This window comes from Nonomuraea sp. NPDC049480 (genome assembly GCF_044465905.1).
In the GTDB taxonomy this organism is placed as follows: domain Bacteria; phylum Actinomycetota; class Actinomycetes; order Streptosporangiales; family Streptosporangiaceae; genus Nonomuraea.
Genome location: NZ_JBITMD010000001.1, coordinates 13,082 through 29,158, shown reverse-complemented (window position 1 = coordinate 29,158; position 16,077 = coordinate 13,082). Strand labels below are relative to the sequence as shown.

The following is a 16,077-nucleotide window of genomic DNA, read 5'->3' as shown; positions in this document are numbered from 1 at the left end:
GAGCGAGGATCAGGCGAGGTCGTTGCGGGCCTCCAAGGGGCTGGTACGGGCCAGGGCGACGGTGCCCGCCGCCGTCAGCGCCGCCGCCGCGATCGGGGCGATCCCGCTCGGCAGCGGCTCGCCGAGCAGCAACGCGCCGAACGCGACCGCGGTCAGCGGGTCGGCGATCTGCAGCGAGGCGAACGAGACGCCGAAGTGGCCCACGGCGTAGGCGCGCTGCAGCATCACGAGCGCGAGCAGGGCGGGCACCGGCAGCGCCAGCAGGTACCACCAGTTCCAGGTGCCGTCCACGAGCACCCGCACGAGCGTGGCCGTGGCGCCGTACAGGACGCCGGAGCTGGTCGCCAGCAGCGCCGCCCGGCCCGCCGGCGAGGCCGCCCTGGAGCCGGCCCACAACAGCACCGCCGCGACGCCGGCCACGCCCAGCAGCATGAGCACGCCGTCCGGGGCGAGGACCGTGGGTCCCGCGGACTCCGGGACCAGCAGCACCAGGACGATCAGCCCGGCCGCCACCACCGCCGCGGCGGCCAGCTCCCGGCGGGAGGGCTTGCGCCCGTGCAACGCGGCGGCGAGGGGCAGGGCGAACAGCAGGCTCGCCACGCCCATCGGCTGGACGATGGTCAGCGGACCGAGTCCGAGCGCCACGATGTGCAGGCCACCACCCGCCAGGATGGATGCCCCGCCGAGCAGCCAGCGCGGCTTGCGCAGCAGGGCCAGCAGGCCCGGCTTGGCCGAGCCGACGGCCTCGAACTGCTGCAGGGCGGCTCCGAGCGCGAAGAACAGCGAACCGACCAAGGCGATCACCGCGGCCAGCACAGTCATGCGCACTCCTTTCAGACGGATGGTTGCCAGGCAACGTCAAACGGACGTGTCCGCTGGAAGACGTTCTGGGGAAGTCTGGGTGGCGCGTCGCTTTTTGGCCCATCTGACGAGTTCGACGACCCCGGTGACGGACACCGCGATGCCCAGGCCCAGCAGCAGGCCCTTGATCGGGTCGTTCTCGAACGCCATCCCGCCGAAGAACCCGATCAGCCCCGAGTAGAGGGCCCACGAGCTCGCCGCGATCGCGTCGAAGAACGTGAACGAGCGCAGCGGGTGACGCACGGCCCCCATGGTCAGCGTCGTCGCGGTACGCCCCCCGGGGATGTACCTGGCCACGACCAGGACGAGGCCGCCCCGTTCCGCCAGCGCGTTCCTTGCCCAGACGAACGCCTTCCTGTTCCGGAACCTGCCTCCGGACTTGTTGCCGATCAGATAAGAGATGTGGTCACCCGCGAACGCGCCGAGTGCCGCGACCACGATCACCAGAGCCAGGTTCGTCTCCCCGGAGGCGGCGAAGACCGCCGCCGTGATCACCGACGTCTCGGCCGGCACGATGGGGAAGAACCCGTCGAGCAAGGCCAGGGCGAACAGCGCCGCGTATAACCAGGGCGACGACATGACCTGCTGGACCAGGTCGAGGACGGCGTGCGACATGAGCGTGTACTCCGATCTTTAGGGCACTCCCACAGCGTCTCTGTGTGAGCGGGCCCGGGACATCGGGGATGCCCCGGGTCGAACGCGGACCCTTCCCCTATACGGGTCAGGGCCGGTACCCCATGAACGTAGGAACTGCGCAGGTCACGGCACATCGGTCGATCGGCAGGCACCACCCCCGACTTTCGTCGGGGTCAGGGCTGCGACCTCCGGGTGACACCTTCGATCCAACCCGTTCCGGCAGACGGGCACAGGAGTGGAGGTAGGCGCTTTGGGGGTGGGGCTAGCTCTACCCCCAACGCAGCTGTGTTCATGGCCTCACTCCCTCGCCTGACTTTCGTCAGGGTCGGATCCTGCCTTTGGGGGAGGGCCCCGGCCTCCGTCGCCGGATAACGTCGGTGCCGTGAAGCATCTGCTCCTGCTGCGCCGGGAAAGCCGCCGCCAGGTGGTCTACGACGTGCTGCTCTGGATCGTCCTGGGCATCTTCGTCACCGCCATGGGCCCCGACCCGTTGCGGGATCTGGCCGCGTTCGGCCTGGTGAGCGTGCCCAAGGTCGCGCTGTGCGCGGTGGCGGTGGTGGTCGGCCGCCGCTGGCCCCTGGCGGCCGTGATGCTGCTGCTGCCGCTCGGGCCGTGGCGCTTCACCGAGGGGTTCGCCACCGTGGACCTGACCTGGCTGCTGCCCAGGCGCAACGTGAAGATCCTCCCGCTGCTGGCCACCTCGCCGTTCATCATGTGGTACGCCTACCTCACCGGCCGGCGCATGGTCAGGACCTGGCCCGCGGCGGCGGTGTTCTGCGTGATCACGGGGTTCGGCGTGGGCACGGTGCTGGCCATGGGCGGCGATCTGGCGCTGTGGGTCTCCATGGTCAGCGCCCTCATCGGCACCTACCTCGTGCCGTACCTGCTCGGCCTGCTACGGCGCAGGCTGCTGCAGCAGCGCCGGCAGGCCAGGCTGTCGGCCGAGGCGCAGGCGCGGCTGCGAGAGCGGGCGAGGATCGCCCGGGACATGCACGACTCGCTCGGCCACGACCTGGCGCTGATCGCGGTCAGGGCCGCCGGGCTGGAACTGGCGCCTGGGCTTGATCCAGGGCACGTCAGGGCGGCCGGGGAGCTGCGGCTGGCGGCCGCGGACGCCACGGAGCGGCTGCGGCAGATCATCGGACTGCTGCGCGACGACTCAGACGGGGCACCGCTGGCGCCTGTGGACGAGGACGTGGCCGAGTTGGTGCGGCGGGCCGCCGCCTCTGGCATGGCCATCGCCCTCGACCTGGCGGAGGGGCCGGTGCCCGGCCTGGCCCGCGCCGTCGTCCAGGAAGGGCTCACGAACGCCGCCAAGCACGCCCCCGGCTCCGCCGTACGGGTCTCGGTCACGCCGCACCGCGTGAGCGTGCGCAACGGACCGCCGCGCTCCCGCCCTCTCGCCCGGTCCGGCGGCCTGGGGCTGGCGGGCCTGCGGGAGCGTGTACGGCTGGCGGGCGGCACGCTGACCGCGGGATCGATGGGCGACGGCTTCGAGCTGGCCGTCGATCTCCCCCGCGCGGGGGAGGAGGATCCCCGCCGCTCGGGAGGGGAGCGGACGCCCGCCTGACCGAGAGGTCAGGCGTGGGCGACGTGCAGCCGGTGCAGCACCCGCTTGAACGCGAAGATTGAGAACGCGATCGCGGCACCGCTGATCAGGGCCACCGCTGACGTCCGCAGCAGCATGAATCCGCCCAGCGACCCGAAGAGGCTCTCGTGGACGGCCAGGGCGATGCTCAACGTCGAGTTCATCAGCAGCACGAACGCCCACAACAGCGTGATCCTGGCGAAGAACCTGCGGATCCGCTCGTGCTTGAGCACCGCAGACGGCAGGTGGATGTAGTCGAGCGTGAGCTTCTGCACGATCGGCTTGTTCAGCCGCACCGAGGCGAGGAAGGCCATGCTGATGCAGATGGTGCCCATCTCCGGCTGGATGAAGAACCACATCCACGTGCCCGTCCAGAACGACACGAGCGCGCGGATCGTGATCGCGAACGCCGCCAGCAACATCGTCGCCGGCACCTTGACCCGCCTGACCAGCCGCCACGCCACCCCTAGGTAGACCCACGCCACCGTCGCGACGAGCGCCCATTTGAATCCGAGGACGACCATGGCCAAGTAGAAGACCGCCAACGGCGCGACGACGCCTTCCAGCAGCTTGGGGGCCGCCTGCCGGGCGAGTGCGGTGAGGCGGGGGAGGGTTACCGGGGGATGGTTCAAGGCTGCTCCGCAGATAGGCCGACGATCAGCGACTACCCGGGCTTCGAGGGACCAGGCTAACCAGATGGACCGCTCGCGCTAACCGCAGCGACGATCCCTGCATCCCGGGAAGCACGCCGATGGCCTACCGTACCCGAGCCGCAGTGATGCGACTGCCTCCTTTGACACGTTCCATCTGTTCCCTACCAAATCAGCAAAGCCTTGAACCAGACTTTCAACCGAGTGACGCCGTGGCCAATTTCGCGCCGAACCCCAGGAAGACGGCGCCGACGCACGACGTCAGACCGGCGCTGAGCCGCTGGTTCCGGCGGAACTGATTGGCCAGAAAGGTCCCGCCGAAAATCAGCGCCGTCAGGTAGAGGAAGCTGAAGACCTGGATCACCGCGCCGAGGATCAGGAACGACAGCGCCGGCGTCCCGTATCCCGGATCGACGAACTGGACGAAGAACGAGACGAAGAACAGGATCGCCTTCGGGTTCAGCAGGCTGATCACCAGGGCCTTGCGGAACGGGCGCGCCTGGTGCTCGACGACGGCCTCGGGAGCGGCGGCGGCCGTCCCCCTGGCGCGCCAGGACCGCCAGGCGCCTCTGATCATCTGGAAGCCGATCCACGCCAGGTAGCCGGCGCCGGCGTACTTGACGATCGTGAACAGCACCGGGTTGGAGCGGAGCAGGGACGCGGCGCCGGCGGCGGCCAGGAACATCAGCACCGTGTCGCCGACGAAGACGCCTGCCGCGGCCCGGTAGCCCTGGCGCACGCCGTGCCGGGCGGCGAAGCTGAGGACGTACAGGGAGTTCGGGCCGGGCAGGAGGATGATCAGGAAGGCGCCGATCACGTAGGCCCAGAAATCGGTGATACCGAAGAACATGGCCTATATGTACCAAATCCCACCGTATACCCGCTGGTAGCCGAGCGTCCGGTACGTCGCGTCCACCAGGGCCTGCCCGCGCGGGTTGATCCCGAGCCCGGTGCCCTGCTTGTTCATGGTGTAGCCGAACGACATCCGGGCCGCCGGATCGCAGAACCCGACCGAGCCGCCCATCCCCGCGTGCCCGAACGCGGTCGCCGACATCAGCGCGCCCTCGCTGTCGGCGGGCGGCAGGTGCCGGTTGTCCGCGGACTTCATGAACCCCAGGGAGAAGCGCGTCGGCACGGCCAGCACCGCGTCGCCGCCCGCCACCGCCGTCAGCGCCATGACCTGCAGGTGCTCCCTGCCGACCAGCTCCCCGCCGCCCAGCGACAGCGGCCGGTACAGGCCGGCCAGCCCCCGGGCGTTCGTGATCCCGCCGATGGCCCCGAACTCGGCCTGGTGCGCCGCCCGGCTGTCCGACTCGCCGGGCGCCATGTAGCCGCCCTCGTTGGCCAGCAGCAGCGCGGGCATCGATGCCGGATCGGTGAAGGCCCTGACGTAGAACGTGGGCGGCACCTGCGGAGGATCGGCGGGGATCGTGGGCGCGATCCTGCCCTCTTGCTCCTCCGGCAGGCCGAGCCAGAACTCCAGCCCGAGCGGTTCGGCCACCTCCTCGCGGAAGAATGTGCCGAGCGAGCGCCCGCTCACCCGCCGCACCACCTCCCCGACGAGGTAGCCGAACGTCAGCGCGTGGTACCCGTGCGCGGTCCCCGGCTCCCAGAACGGCTCCTCGGCCGCGAGCCGATCGGCCATCAGCTTCCAGTCGTAGAAGGCACCCGGCGGCAGCGGCTCGCGCAGCGCGGGCAGCCCGGCCTGGTGGGCGAGCAGGTGCCGGACGAGCGTCGATTCCTTGCCCGCGGCGCCGTACTCGGGCCAGTAACGCACGACGGGCGCGTCGAGGTCCAGCTCGCCGCGCGCGGCCAGCAGGTGGGCGCAGAGCGCGGTGGCGCCTTTGGTGCACGACCAGACATGGCCGATGGTGTCGCGCTGCCAGGGGACGCCGGGCGCGGCCTGGCCGCCCCACAGGTCGACGACGACCTCGCCGTCGACGATCACGCACACTGACGCGCCCACCTCGCCGCGGGAGGCGAGGTTGACCTCGAACTCCTCCGCGACCTGGGAGAAGCCTGGATCACAGGTACCTTGCACGCTCATCTCATGAAGCAACCATGAAAGAAGGGTTCCGTAAAGTGATGACTTTTCATCGTCATGCCGGTCAATACCGGTGAGCAGAGAGGAGCCCGAGATGGATCTCGGAATCGGCCTCCCCACGTGGGGGCGGCACGCGGACCCGGAGGCGATCGCCGGGGTGGCGCTGGAGGCGGAGCGGGCGGGACTGGGCGCGGTGTGGACGGGCGAGCGGCTGTTGCGGCCCGCCGAGCCGCTGCTCGCCGGCACCGACCAGGTCTTACCGCTGCCGGACGGCATCGGCGCCATGTACGACCCGCTGGAGACGCTGGCGTACGTCGCGGCCAAGACCAGCACGATCCGGCTCGGTACGAGCGTCGTGGACGCGCTCTTCCACAACCCGGTCGTGCTGGCCAAGCGGCTGGCGACGCTCGACCGGCTCAGCGGCGGGCGCGCCATGATCGGCTTGGGGCAGGGGTGGATGCAGCAGGAGTTCGACGCGACCGGCGTGCCCGCCAGGCGGCGCGGCGCCGGCTTCGAGGAGCACCTTGCCGCCATGCGCGCCTGCTGGGGCCCCGACCCCGTGCGTTTCGACGGCCGCTTCTACTCCATCCCCGAGTCGCAGATCGGCCCGAAGCCCACCGGGCTGACGCTGCTGGCAGGGGCGGCGGCGCCGGCCGCGATCGAGCGGGCGGCCAGGCTCGGGCTGGGGATGACCGTGGTGGTGTTCGCCTGGGAGCAGCTCAGGGACGCCGTCCAGACGTACGGCAAGGGCCAGGGGCCGCTGGTCGCCCAGATCAACGGGTCGGTCACGGACCGGCCGCTGGACGAGCGCATGCCCCTGACCGGGTCGGTCGAGCAGGTGGCCGAGGACCTGGCCGAGGTCAGGGCGATGGGCGTCGACCACGTCTGCTGGCAGACGTTCGACGCCGACCCGGCCGAGATGGTCGGCCGCATCCAGCAGCTCAATACCTATTGACCGGGTCGGGAATCGGTCTATATCTGGAGTAATGACACTCTGGACTCCCGATCCTACGTTCTACCCGTCGCCGAGGGACGCGGCCGGCGCGCCACCCGAGAAGCTGGCCTACGTGGCCGCCTTCGACCGCACGGCCGAGCGGCCGGACGCGCTGGCCGTCATCGACACCGATCCCTCCTCGGCAGGCTACGGCACGGTCGCGGGCTGGACGGACCTGCCCAACACCGGCGACGAGCTGCACCACTTCGGCTGGAACGCGTGCAGCAGCGCCCTGTGCCCGAACGCGCCGCACCCGCACGTCGAGCGCCGCTACCTCGTCGTGCCCGGCCTGCGCTCCTCGCGCATCCACATCTACGACACCAAGGACCGGGTCAGCCCGGAGCTGGTCAAGGTCATCGAACCGGAGACGCTGGCCCGCCGCGCCGGCTACTCGCGCCCGCACACCGTCCACTGCGGGCCCGAGGGCCTGTACGTCTCGGCGCTCGGCGGTGCGGACGGCCAGGACGGTCCGGGCGGCATCGCGGTGCTCGACCACACGTCCTTCGAGGTGACCGGGCAGTGGGAACTGGACCGGGGACCGCAGTACCTGGCGTACGACTTCTGGTGGCACATCAACCATGACGTGCTGGTGTCCTCGGAGTGGGGGACGCCGTCAATGATCGAGGACGGGGTGGTCGGGGAGCTGCTGCTCGGCCGGAAATACGGCCACAAGCTGCACTTCTGGGATCTGCGCAAGCGTACCCACGTCCAGGAGGTCGACCTGGGCGACCAGTACCAGATGCCGCTGGAGCTGCGCCCCGCGCACGACCCGACCCGCCTGTACGGCTTCGTCGGCGTCGCCATCAGCGTCGAGGACCTGTCGGCCTCCGTGTGGCTCTGGTTCCACGAGGACGGCCGCTGGCAGGTCCGCAAGGTCATCTCCATTCCGGCCGAGCCGGCCGATCCCAGCGTGCTCCCGCCGCTGTTGCAGCCGTTCAAGGCCGTGCCGCCGCTGGTGACCGACATCGCGCTGGCGGTGGACGACCAGCGGCTGTACGTCTCCTGCTGGGGCACGGGGGAGATCAAGCAGTACGACGTGTCGGATCCGTACCGGCCGGTGGAGCTGGGGTCGCTGCGGGCCGGCGGCATCGCCCGTCAGGAGCCGCACCCTGCCGATCCGGGGCTCGCCCTGCGCGGCGGGCCGCAGATGGTCGAGGTCAGCCGCGACGGCCGGCGCGTCTACCTCACCAACTCGCTGTACGGCTCCTGGGACGACCAGTTCTACCCCGAGGGCGTGGGCGCCTGGATGGCCAAGATCGACACGGACTCGTTCACCTTCGACACCCGTTTCTTCCCGCACGGCGACGACTTCCGCGGCCTGCGCCCCCACCAGGTCCGTCTCCAAGGCGGCGATGCCTCCTCCGACTCCTACTGCTACCCGTGACGCTGACGGCGGTGCTCCTGCTCGGGGCCTTCCACGGGCTGAACCCCGCCATGGGCTGGCTCTTCGCCGTGGCCCGCGGCCTGCAGGAACGCAGCGTCGACCGGCTCCTGCAGTCCATCCCCGCGATCGCCGCAGGGCATCTCGGCTCGGTGGCGCTGGTGGCGCTCGTCGTGGCCGCCACCGGCTCGCTGGCGACCGGCACCGTGCTGGCGGTCGGCGGCGGGGTGGTGCTGGTGGTGTTCGGCCTGTGGCGGCTGCTGTCGTCCCGGCACTTCCGCTGGGTGGGGATGCGCCTGTCGCTGTGGCAACTGGCGGCCTGGTCGTTCCTGATGTCGTCGGCGCACGGGGCCGGGCTGATGCTGCTGCCCGTGTTCACCGTGCAGCACACGCACGGCCATGCCGTCTCCGGGGGGCTGGCCGTGGCGGCGTACCACACGCTGGCCATGTTCCTGGTGGCCGGGACGATCGCCGTGATCGTCTACAAGGTGGCCGGGCTGGCGGTGCTCCGGCGGGCCTGGTTCAACGTGGACCGCATGTGGGCGGTCGCGCTCGTCTGCGCGGGCGTCCTCACCGTACTCCAGGCTTGACCGGCCCGGTCAATTTTGGGTCTTGTCCGCTGACAGCTCGCGCATCTACGCTCCACTTGCTCGTTAGTAAAGTTTCCTAATGAAACAGGGAGCGCTCGTCCATGCATCGATCCCTGCGCGTCGCCGCGCTGGCCGCGATCGTCATCGCCTCGTTACAGGCCGTGCCGGCTCAGGCCGCCACCACGTACGAGGCCGAGAACGCCACGATCTCCCAGGGCGCGGTCGAGTCGAACCACACCGGCTACAGCGGCACCGGCTTCGTCAACTACGTCAACGCCACCGGCTCGTACGTCGAGTTCGCCGTGGACGCCGCCACGGCGGGCCCCGCCACGCTCACCTTCAGATACGCCAACGGCACCACCATCAACCGCCCGATGGCCATCGCCGTGAACGGCACCACCACCAACCGGGACTTCCCCGGCACCGGCGCCTGGACCGGCTGGCAGGAGACCACGCTCACCGCAACGCTGAACGCCGGCGCCAACACGGTCCGCGCGACCGCCACCACCGCGAACGGCGGCCCCAACCTCGACCGCCTCGTCATCGGAGCCCCCTCGGCCGGCGGCACCCCCGTCCAGGCCAATGGGCAGCTCACGGTGTGCGGCGTCCGGCTCTGCAACGAGAACGGCAAGCAGATCCAGCTGCGCGGCATGAGCTCGCACGGCCTGCAGTGGTACCACCAGTGCCTCAACACCGCCTCCCTGGACGCGCTGGCCAACGACTGGAAGGCCGATGTCCTGCGCATCTCCATGTACATCCAGGAGGACGGCTACGAGACCAACCCCCGCCTGTTCACCGACCGGGTGCACAACCTGATCGAGCAGGCCACCGCGCGCGGCATGTACGCCATCGTCGACTGGCACATGCTCAGCCCCGGCGACCCCAACTACAACCTGTCACGCGCCAGGACGTTCTTCACCGAGATCGCCCAGCGGCACAACGACAAGAAGAACCTCCTGTACGAGATCGCGAACGAGCCCAACGGCGTCTCCTGGTCCACCGTCAGGAACTACGCCCACCAGCTCATCCCGGTGATCAGGCAGCACGACCCCGACACCCCGATCCTCATCGGCACCCGCGCCTGGTCGTCGCTCGGCGTCTCCGACGGCGCCAGTGAGACCGAGGTGATCAACAACCCGGTCAACGCGACCAACATCATGTACACCTTCCACTTCTACGCCGCCTCCCACGGCAGCGAATACCTCAACACGCTGTCCAGGGCGGCCGACCGGATCCCGATGTTCGTCACGGAGTTCGGCACCCAGACGTCCTCCGGTGACGGGTCGAACAACTTCACCAGGTCGCAGCAGTACATCGACCTGATGGCGCAGAAGAAGATCAGCTGGGTCAACTGGAACTACTCCGACGACTTCCGCTCCGGCGCCGTCTTCACCGAGGGCACCTGCCCGAGCGGCCCCTTCGCCGGCACCTCGCGGCTCAAGCCGGCCGGCGTCTGGATCCGCGACCGCATCCGCACCGCCGACGATTTCTGACCTCATCAGCTCCGGCCAGGGTCCCCACCGGCCCTGGCCGGCCGGCCGCCGCGGAAGATCCGCTGCTCGATCTGGCAAGGACATGTCAAGGCGACGGTGCATGTCCGTAAATTTGGGCCTTTCCTACATGAGCCAACCTCATCAATGTCGGTTCAGGCGCCGGTCAACACCCGAGATCCCGAGCGCCCATGGAGGACAGGTGAAACGCCGTTTAGTCATCCTTCTGGCAGCCCTCAGCCTGATCAGCCTCACCGGCATGACCGGGGCGGGCGCCTCGGCCGAGCCCCCGCCCAACAAGCAGTACCGCGTGTCAGGCCCTGCCACCGCGCAGCAGCGCAGCGCCGTCGCCGCCACCGGCGCGGCCATCGAGGAGGTGGCCGCGGACTCCGTCCTGGTCACGGCCACGGAAGCCGAGGTGTCCGCGATCAAGCGGCTCGGCTACCGGGTTGCGGAGGTCCCGCGCCCGACACCCCCGTCCGCCGACGCGTTTGACTTCCCGCCGGCGGACTCCGGTTACCACAACTTCGCCGAGATGACAGCGAACATCAACGCCCTGGTCGCGGCCCATCCGAACATCGTCAGCCAGACGACGTACGGCACGTCGCACGAGGGCAGGGCGCTCCGCCTCATCAAGATCAGCGACAACGTGGGGACCGACGAGGCCGAGCCCGAGGTGCTCTTCACCGCCCACCAGCACGCCCGCGAGCACCTGACCGTCGAGATGGCGCTGTACATCATGCACCTGCTCGCCGACAACTACGGCAGCGACTCCAGGATCACGAACCTGGTCAACTCCAGGGAGATCTGGATCATGCCCGACATGAACCCCGACGGCGGCGAGTACGACATCGCCACCGGCACCTACCGCTCCTGGCGCAAGAACCGCCAGCCCAACTCCGGTTCGTCGGCCGTCGGCACCGACATGAACCGCAACTGGGCCTACAACTGGGGCTGCTGCGGCGGCTCCTCGGGCTCGACGTCGAGCGACACCTACCGTGGCTCGGCCGCGGAGTCGGCGCCCGAGGTCAGAGCGGCGGCCAACTGGGTACGCAGCCGCGTCGTAGGCGGCGTCCAGCAGCTCAAGGCGCACATCGACTGGCACACCTACAGCGAGCTGATCCTCTGGCCCTACGGCTACACCTTCAACGACACCGCGCCCGGCCTGACCCAGGACGACCGGGACGCCCACGCCACCCTCGGCCAGAACATGGCCTCCACCAACGGCTACACGCCCGAGCAGGCCAGCGACCTCTACATCACCGACGGCACCATCGACGACTGGATGTGGGGCGCGTACAAGATCTTCAGTTTCACGTTCGAGATGTTCCCGACCGGCTCCAACCCCGGCTTCTACCCGCCGGACGAGCAGATCGTCCCCCAGACCACCCGCAACAGGGAGGCGGTGCTCCGCTTCCTCGAGTACTCCGACTGCGTGTACCGGATCATCGGCAAGGAGGCCCAGTACTGCGGCACCGGCAACCCGCCGGTGACCGTCTACTCCGACACCTTCGAGACGGTCGCCGGCTGGACCGTCAACCCGGGCGGCACCGACACCGCCACCCTGGGCCAGTGGGAGCGCGGTGACCCCGAGGCCACCACGTCCTCGGGCGCCAAGCAGCTCGGCACAACGGTCAGTGGCACGAATGACCTGGTCACCGCCAGGCTGGCAGGCGCGTCCGCCGGCGCCAACGACATCGACGGCGGCGTCACCTCCATCCAGTCCCCGCCGATCACGCTCCCGTCGTCGGGCGCGCTGAACCTGTCCTTCTCGTGGTACCTGGCGCACGGCTCGAACGCCTCCAGCGCCGACTACTTCAGAGTTCGCGTCGTGGGCAACACCACGACCACCGTCCTGAACCAGGCAGGCGCGGCCTCCAACCGCAACGGCGCCTGGGCGACCGCCTCCGCGAGCCTGAACGCGTTCGCGGGCCAGACGGTCCGCATTGTCATCGACGCCGCCGACGCCTCGGGCGCCTCCCTGGTCGAGGCCGGAGTCGATGACGTCAGGATCACGCAGCAGCCGTAAACACGCCTTTTGGGTCTTGTAAGCATGGGGTGTCAAGGCTACGATCGCGACAACTCTTAGGAAACTTTCCTAAAAGTGGGCCGCACGGCTCGCGCTCTCGCCCCCCGGCGCGAGCCGTACGGCACGCGACCCCCCAAAGGAAGACCCCCGTGAAACACCGCGAGATCCTCCTGGCGTTAGCAACCGTCGCACTGAGTCTGATCGCCCCATCTCCGGCCCAAGCCGCCACGGCCACCGCGACCTTCGTCGAAGTCTCTGACTGGGGCTCGGGATTCGAGGGCAAGGTCACCGTCACCAACGGCACCTCCACGGCCATGAACGGCTGGAACGTCCAGTTCGACGTCCCGGCCGGCTTCTCGATCCCCTCCGCGTGGGACGCGGTCATGACGAGGAGCGGGCAGCACTACACCTTCACCAACCCGACCTGGGCGCCGACGCTCGCCGCGGGGGCCAGCGCGAGCTTCGGCTTCAACGGCAGCCCCGGCAACTTCCCCGGCATCACCGGCTGCACGCTGAACGGCGCGTCCTGCGGCGGTGGCGGCCAGCAGCCCGGCGTCCCCGGCAAGCCAGGCGCGGCCTCGGCCACGAGCACGAACACCTCCATCACCCTCACCTGGGGCGCCTCGCCGGGCACGGTGACCGGTTACCGCGTGTACGAGGGCACCACGGTCAAGGCCACCGTCACCGGCACCACGGCGACCATCGGCGGGCTCGGGGCCTGCGAGAGCCACACCTACACGGTCAAGGCGTACAACAGCCAGGGCGAGTCGGCCCCCGGCGATCCCGTGACCGGCACCACCACCGGCTGCACGGGTGGCGGCGGCACGCTGCCCAGGCACTTCCTCACCGGCTACTGGCACAACTTCGTCAACGCCGCCACCGAACTCAAGCTGTCGGCCGTGCCTGCCGAGTACGACCTGGTCGCCATCGCGTTCGGCGAGGCCACGGCCACTCCCGGCCAGGTCGTCTTCACCCTCGACCCCGGCCTGGCCACGGCGGTGGGCGGCTACACCGACGCCCAGTTCAAGGCCGACGTGCAGACCCTGCATCAGCGCGGCAAGAAGGTCATCCTGTCCGTCGGCGGCGAGGCCGGGCGCGTGCAGGTCGCCGACGCCGCGGCGGCGACGAGGTTCGCCGACTCCGTGTACGCCCTCATGCAGAGCTACGGCTTCGACGGTGTGGACATCGACCTGGAGAACGGGCTCAACGCCACCTACATGGCCCAGGCGCTCAGGGCGCTCCGCGCGAAGGCGGGCTCGAGCCTGATCATCACGATGGCCCCGCAGACCATCGACATGCAGTCGACCGGGATGGAGTACTTCAAGCTCGCCCTGTCGATCAAGGACATCCTCACCGTCGTCCACACGCAGTACTACAACTCGGGCTCCATGCTCGGATGCGATCAGGCCTTCGCCTACGCCCAGGGCTCGGTGAACTTCATGACCGCGCTGGCCTGCATCCAGCTCGAGAACGGCCTGCGCCCCGACCAGGTGGCGCTGGGCCTGCCGGCCGGCCCGGGCGCGGCGGGCGGCGGGGTCGTGTCGCCCTCCCTCGTCAACCAGGCGCTCGACTGCCTGGCCAAGCGCACCGGTTGCGGGACCTTCGTGCCGCCACGCGCCTACCCGGACATCCGGGGCGCGATGACGTGGTCCATCAACTGGGACGCGAGCAACAACTGGTCGTTCTCCAAGACCGTCAAGCCGCACCTTCAGGGAATGCCATGAAATTTCGCAGCAAAATCCTCGCATTACTCGCCGGCACGGTCCTCGCCCTGACCGGCGCCGGGCTCGCCACCGGCGCCCCCGCCGCCTACGGCGCGGCGCAGCAGATGGCCGCCGCCTGGGCCCCGTGGACCTCGTACGCCGTCGGCGCGGTCGTCACCTACAACGGCGTCGACTACGTCTGCCTCCAGGCCCACACCTCCCAGCCCGGCTGGGAGCCGCCGAACGTGCCCGCGCTCTGGAAGCCCGGCACCGGCAGCGGCGGCGACACCACCGCGCCGTCCGTCCCCGGCAACCTCCGCTCGACCGGCGTCACCTCCAGCAGCGTCTCGCTGGCCTGGAACGCCTCCACCGACAACGTGGGCGTCACCGGCTACAACGTCTACCGCGGCGGCACCCTCGTGACCACGGTGACCGGCACCACGTACACCGACACCGGCCGCGCGGCCAACACCGGCTACACCTACACGGTCCGGGCCCGAGACGCCGCCGGCAACCTCTCCGGCAACAGCAACTCCGTGACCGCCACCACCTCTGGCGGCACCGGCGCTCCCGGACGGCCGGGCACGATCTCCACGTCCGTCACCGGCTCCAGCATCTCGCTCAGCTGGGGTGCCTCGTCCGGCACGGTGACCGGCTACCGCGTGTACGAGGGCGGCGCGCAGCGCGCCCAGGTAACCGGCACCAGCGCGACGATCTCCGGGCTCGGCGCGTGCACGACGCACACCTACACCGTGCGCGCGTACAACTCGGCCGGCGAGTCGGACGGGCGGGACGCCACCGCCACCACGAGCGGCTGCACCAACCCCGGCAAGATGGCCGGCGCCCCCTACCTCTACATGGGCTGGGGCAACCCGCCCAACCCGGGCACGGTCATGGACGCGACCGGCGTCAGGTCGTTCACGATGGCGTTCATCCTGTCCAGCGGCGGCTGCACCCCTGCCTGGGACGGCAACCGCCCGCTGACCGGCGGCGCCGACCAGCAGGCGATCAACACGATCAAGTCCAAGGGCGGCAACGTCCAGATCTCCTTCGGCGGCTGGTCGGGCAACAAGCTCGGCCCCAACTGCTCCACCCCGCAGGCGTTCGCGAACGCGGTGCAGCAGGTCATCAACGCCGTCGGCCCCGCCGTCGTGGACTTCGACATCGAGAACACCGACGAGTTCGAGAACTACACCGTCCAGGACCGCATCCTGAACGGCCTCAAGATCGTCAAGCAGAACAACCCGAACGTCAAGGTCGTCGTCACCTTCGGTACCACGCGGACCGGCCCGAACGCCCACGGCATCCGGCTGATCAACCAGTCCAGGGCGCTGGGCGTGCCGATCGACAACTACACGATCATGCCGTTCGACTTCGGCAGCTCCAACATCTACCAGGACACCGTCAACGCCTCCGAGGGACTGAAGAACGCCCTCAAGAACGCGTTCGGCTGGAGCGACGCACAGGCGTACGCGCGCATGGGCATCTCCGGCATGAACGGCCTGTCCGACCAGCAGGAGCTCACCACCCCCGCCACCTGGACCCAGATCCGTGACTGGGCCAGGTCCAAGGGCCTGACCAGGTTCGCGTACTGGGCCGTCAACCGCGACCGCCCCTGCCCCGGCGGCGGTGTGGTGTCGAACTGCAGCGGCATCGCCCAGTCCGACTGGGAGTTCACCAGGATCACCGCCGGCTTCTGACCCGCGACCCGGCCCGCCCCTCACCGAGGGGCGGGCCCCTGCGAAGGAGCTCCCACGAGATTCCGAGCGCTGGCCGCCCTCTTCGCCCTGGGACTCACCGCACTCCACTCCACTCCTCCCCGGCCGCGGCCGCGAACATCCTGGCCAATCCGGGCTTCGAGTCCGGGCTGACCGGCTGGACCTGCTCGGCGGGGTCCGGCGCGGCGGCCGTGTCGTCGCCCGTGCACGGCGGCGCGAAAGCGTTGCGCGCCATCCCGGCGGGCAGTGACATCGCCAGGTGCCGGCAGACCGTCACCGTCCGGCCGGGGACGGGCCGCCCCCACCACCCGGTCATCGTCAACCTGATCCGTCCAACGTGTTCCCGCCGCTGCGCCAGGACCAGGTGGCCATCCGGCTGCCCGCATCGATGAA

General features: G+C 69.7%; 14 protein-coding genes. 9 read left to right on the top strand and 5 right to left on the bottom strand.

Going from position 1 to position 16,077, the window contains the following annotated elements; genetic code table 11:
• Positions 1 to 9: 9 nt before the first annotated feature.
• A complete protein-coding gene (locus ACIBX3_RS00135) occupies positions 10 to 822 on the bottom strand; it encodes a DMT family transporter (protein ID WP_397111534.1) in 813 nt (270 codons plus the stop codon).
• Between the two features lie 36 nt (positions 823 to 858).
• A complete protein-coding gene (locus ACIBX3_RS00130; protein ID WP_397111533.1) occupies positions 859 to 1,476 on the bottom strand; it encodes a DedA family protein in 618 nt (205 codons plus the stop codon).
• A 403-nt stretch (positions 1,477 to 1,879) separates the two neighbouring features.
• On the opposite strand from ACIBX3_RS00130, the gene ACIBX3_RS00125 reads away from it, so the two are divergent.
• On the top strand, positions 1,880 to 3,067 hold the full coding sequence (locus ACIBX3_RS00125; RefSeq protein ID WP_397111532.1) for a sensor histidine kinase: 1,188 nt from the start codon (positions 1,880 to 1,882) through the stop codon (positions 3,065 to 3,067).
• Between the two features lie 8 nt (positions 3,068 to 3,075).
• On the opposite strand, the gene ACIBX3_RS00120 is transcribed toward ACIBX3_RS00125, so the two are convergent.
• From ACIBX3_RS00120 to ACIBX3_RS00110, 3 genes are all read right to left on the bottom strand, one after another.
• On the bottom strand, positions 3,076 to 3,717 hold the full coding sequence (locus tag ACIBX3_RS00120) for a VC0807 family protein (RefSeq protein ID WP_397111531.1): 642 nt from the start codon (positions 3,715 to 3,717) through the stop codon (positions 3,076 to 3,078).
• Between the two features lie 214 nt (positions 3,718 to 3,931).
• Positions 3,932 to 4,585: a leucine efflux protein LeuE gene (gene leuE, locus ACIBX3_RS00115; RefSeq protein ID WP_397111530.1), complete on the bottom strand. Its 654-nt coding sequence runs from the start codon at positions 4,583 to 4,585 to the stop codon at positions 3,932 to 3,934.
• Positions 4,586 to 4,588: 3 nt separating this feature from the next.
• Positions 4,589 to 5,782 (bottom strand): serine hydrolase domain-containing protein, encoded by a 1,194-nt coding sequence (locus ACIBX3_RS00110; RefSeq protein WP_397111529.1) that lies wholly within the window; start codon positions 5,780 to 5,782, stop codon positions 4,589 to 4,591.
• A 91-nt stretch (positions 5,783 to 5,873) separates the two neighbouring features.
• Here ACIBX3_RS00110 and ACIBX3_RS00105 point away from each other — a divergent pair, with 91 nt between their 5' ends.
• The 8 genes from ACIBX3_RS00105 to ACIBX3_RS00070 all read left to right on the top strand — a co-directional run bounded on the left by ACIBX3_RS00105 (position 5,874) and on the right by ACIBX3_RS00070 (position 16,076).
• The gene (locus ACIBX3_RS00105) at positions 5,874 to 6,734 is read left to right on the top strand and encodes a TIGR03619 family F420-dependent LLM class oxidoreductase (protein WP_397111528.1); all 861 of its coding nucleotides are present in this window, start codon (positions 5,874 to 5,876) and stop codon (positions 6,732 to 6,734) included.
• Between the two features lie 31 nt (positions 6,735 to 6,765).
• On the top strand, positions 6,766 to 8,157 hold the full coding sequence (locus ACIBX3_RS00100; RefSeq protein ID WP_397111527.1) for a selenium-binding protein SBP56-related protein: 1,392 nt from the start codon (positions 6,766 to 6,768) through the stop codon (positions 8,155 to 8,157).
• Complete coding sequence (locus ACIBX3_RS00095) at positions 8,154 to 8,744, top strand: hypothetical protein (protein WP_397111526.1); 591 nt, start codon at positions 8,154 to 8,156, stop codon at positions 8,742 to 8,744. Before ACIBX3_RS00100 ends, ACIBX3_RS00095 begins: the two co-directional genes overlap by 4 nt.
• Before the next feature lie 101 nt (positions 8,745 to 8,845).
• Complete coding sequence (locus ACIBX3_RS00090) at positions 8,846 to 10,237, top strand: cellulase family glycosylhydrolase (RefSeq protein ID WP_397111525.1); 1,392 nt, start codon at positions 8,846 to 8,848, stop codon at positions 10,235 to 10,237.
• A 199-nt stretch (positions 10,238 to 10,436) separates the two neighbouring features.
• A complete protein-coding gene (locus ACIBX3_RS00085) occupies positions 10,437 to 12,263 on the top strand; it encodes a M14 family zinc carboxypeptidase (RefSeq protein ID WP_397111524.1) in 1,827 nt (608 codons plus the stop codon).
• Between the two features lie 149 nt (positions 12,264 to 12,412).
• Positions 12,413 to 13,987, top strand: coding sequence for a chitinase (locus ACIBX3_RS00080; RefSeq protein ID WP_397111523.1), 1,575 nt, complete (start codon positions 12,413 to 12,415; stop codon positions 13,985 to 13,987).
• Complete coding sequence (locus ACIBX3_RS00075; protein WP_397111522.1) at positions 13,984 to 15,666, top strand: fibronectin type III domain-containing protein; 1,683 nt, start codon at positions 13,984 to 13,986, stop codon at positions 15,664 to 15,666. Before ACIBX3_RS00080 ends, ACIBX3_RS00075 begins: the two co-directional genes overlap by 4 nt.
• Positions 15,558 to 16,076 carry a carbohydrate binding domain-containing protein gene (locus tag ACIBX3_RS00070; RefSeq protein WP_397113343.1) on the top strand — a complete coding sequence of 173 codons (519 nt, stop codon included), beginning with the start codon at positions 15,558 to 15,560 and terminating at the stop codon, positions 16,074 to 16,076. Before ACIBX3_RS00075 ends, ACIBX3_RS00070 begins: the two co-directional genes overlap by 109 nt.
• The last annotated feature ends 1 nt before the right edge of the window (position 16,077 follow it).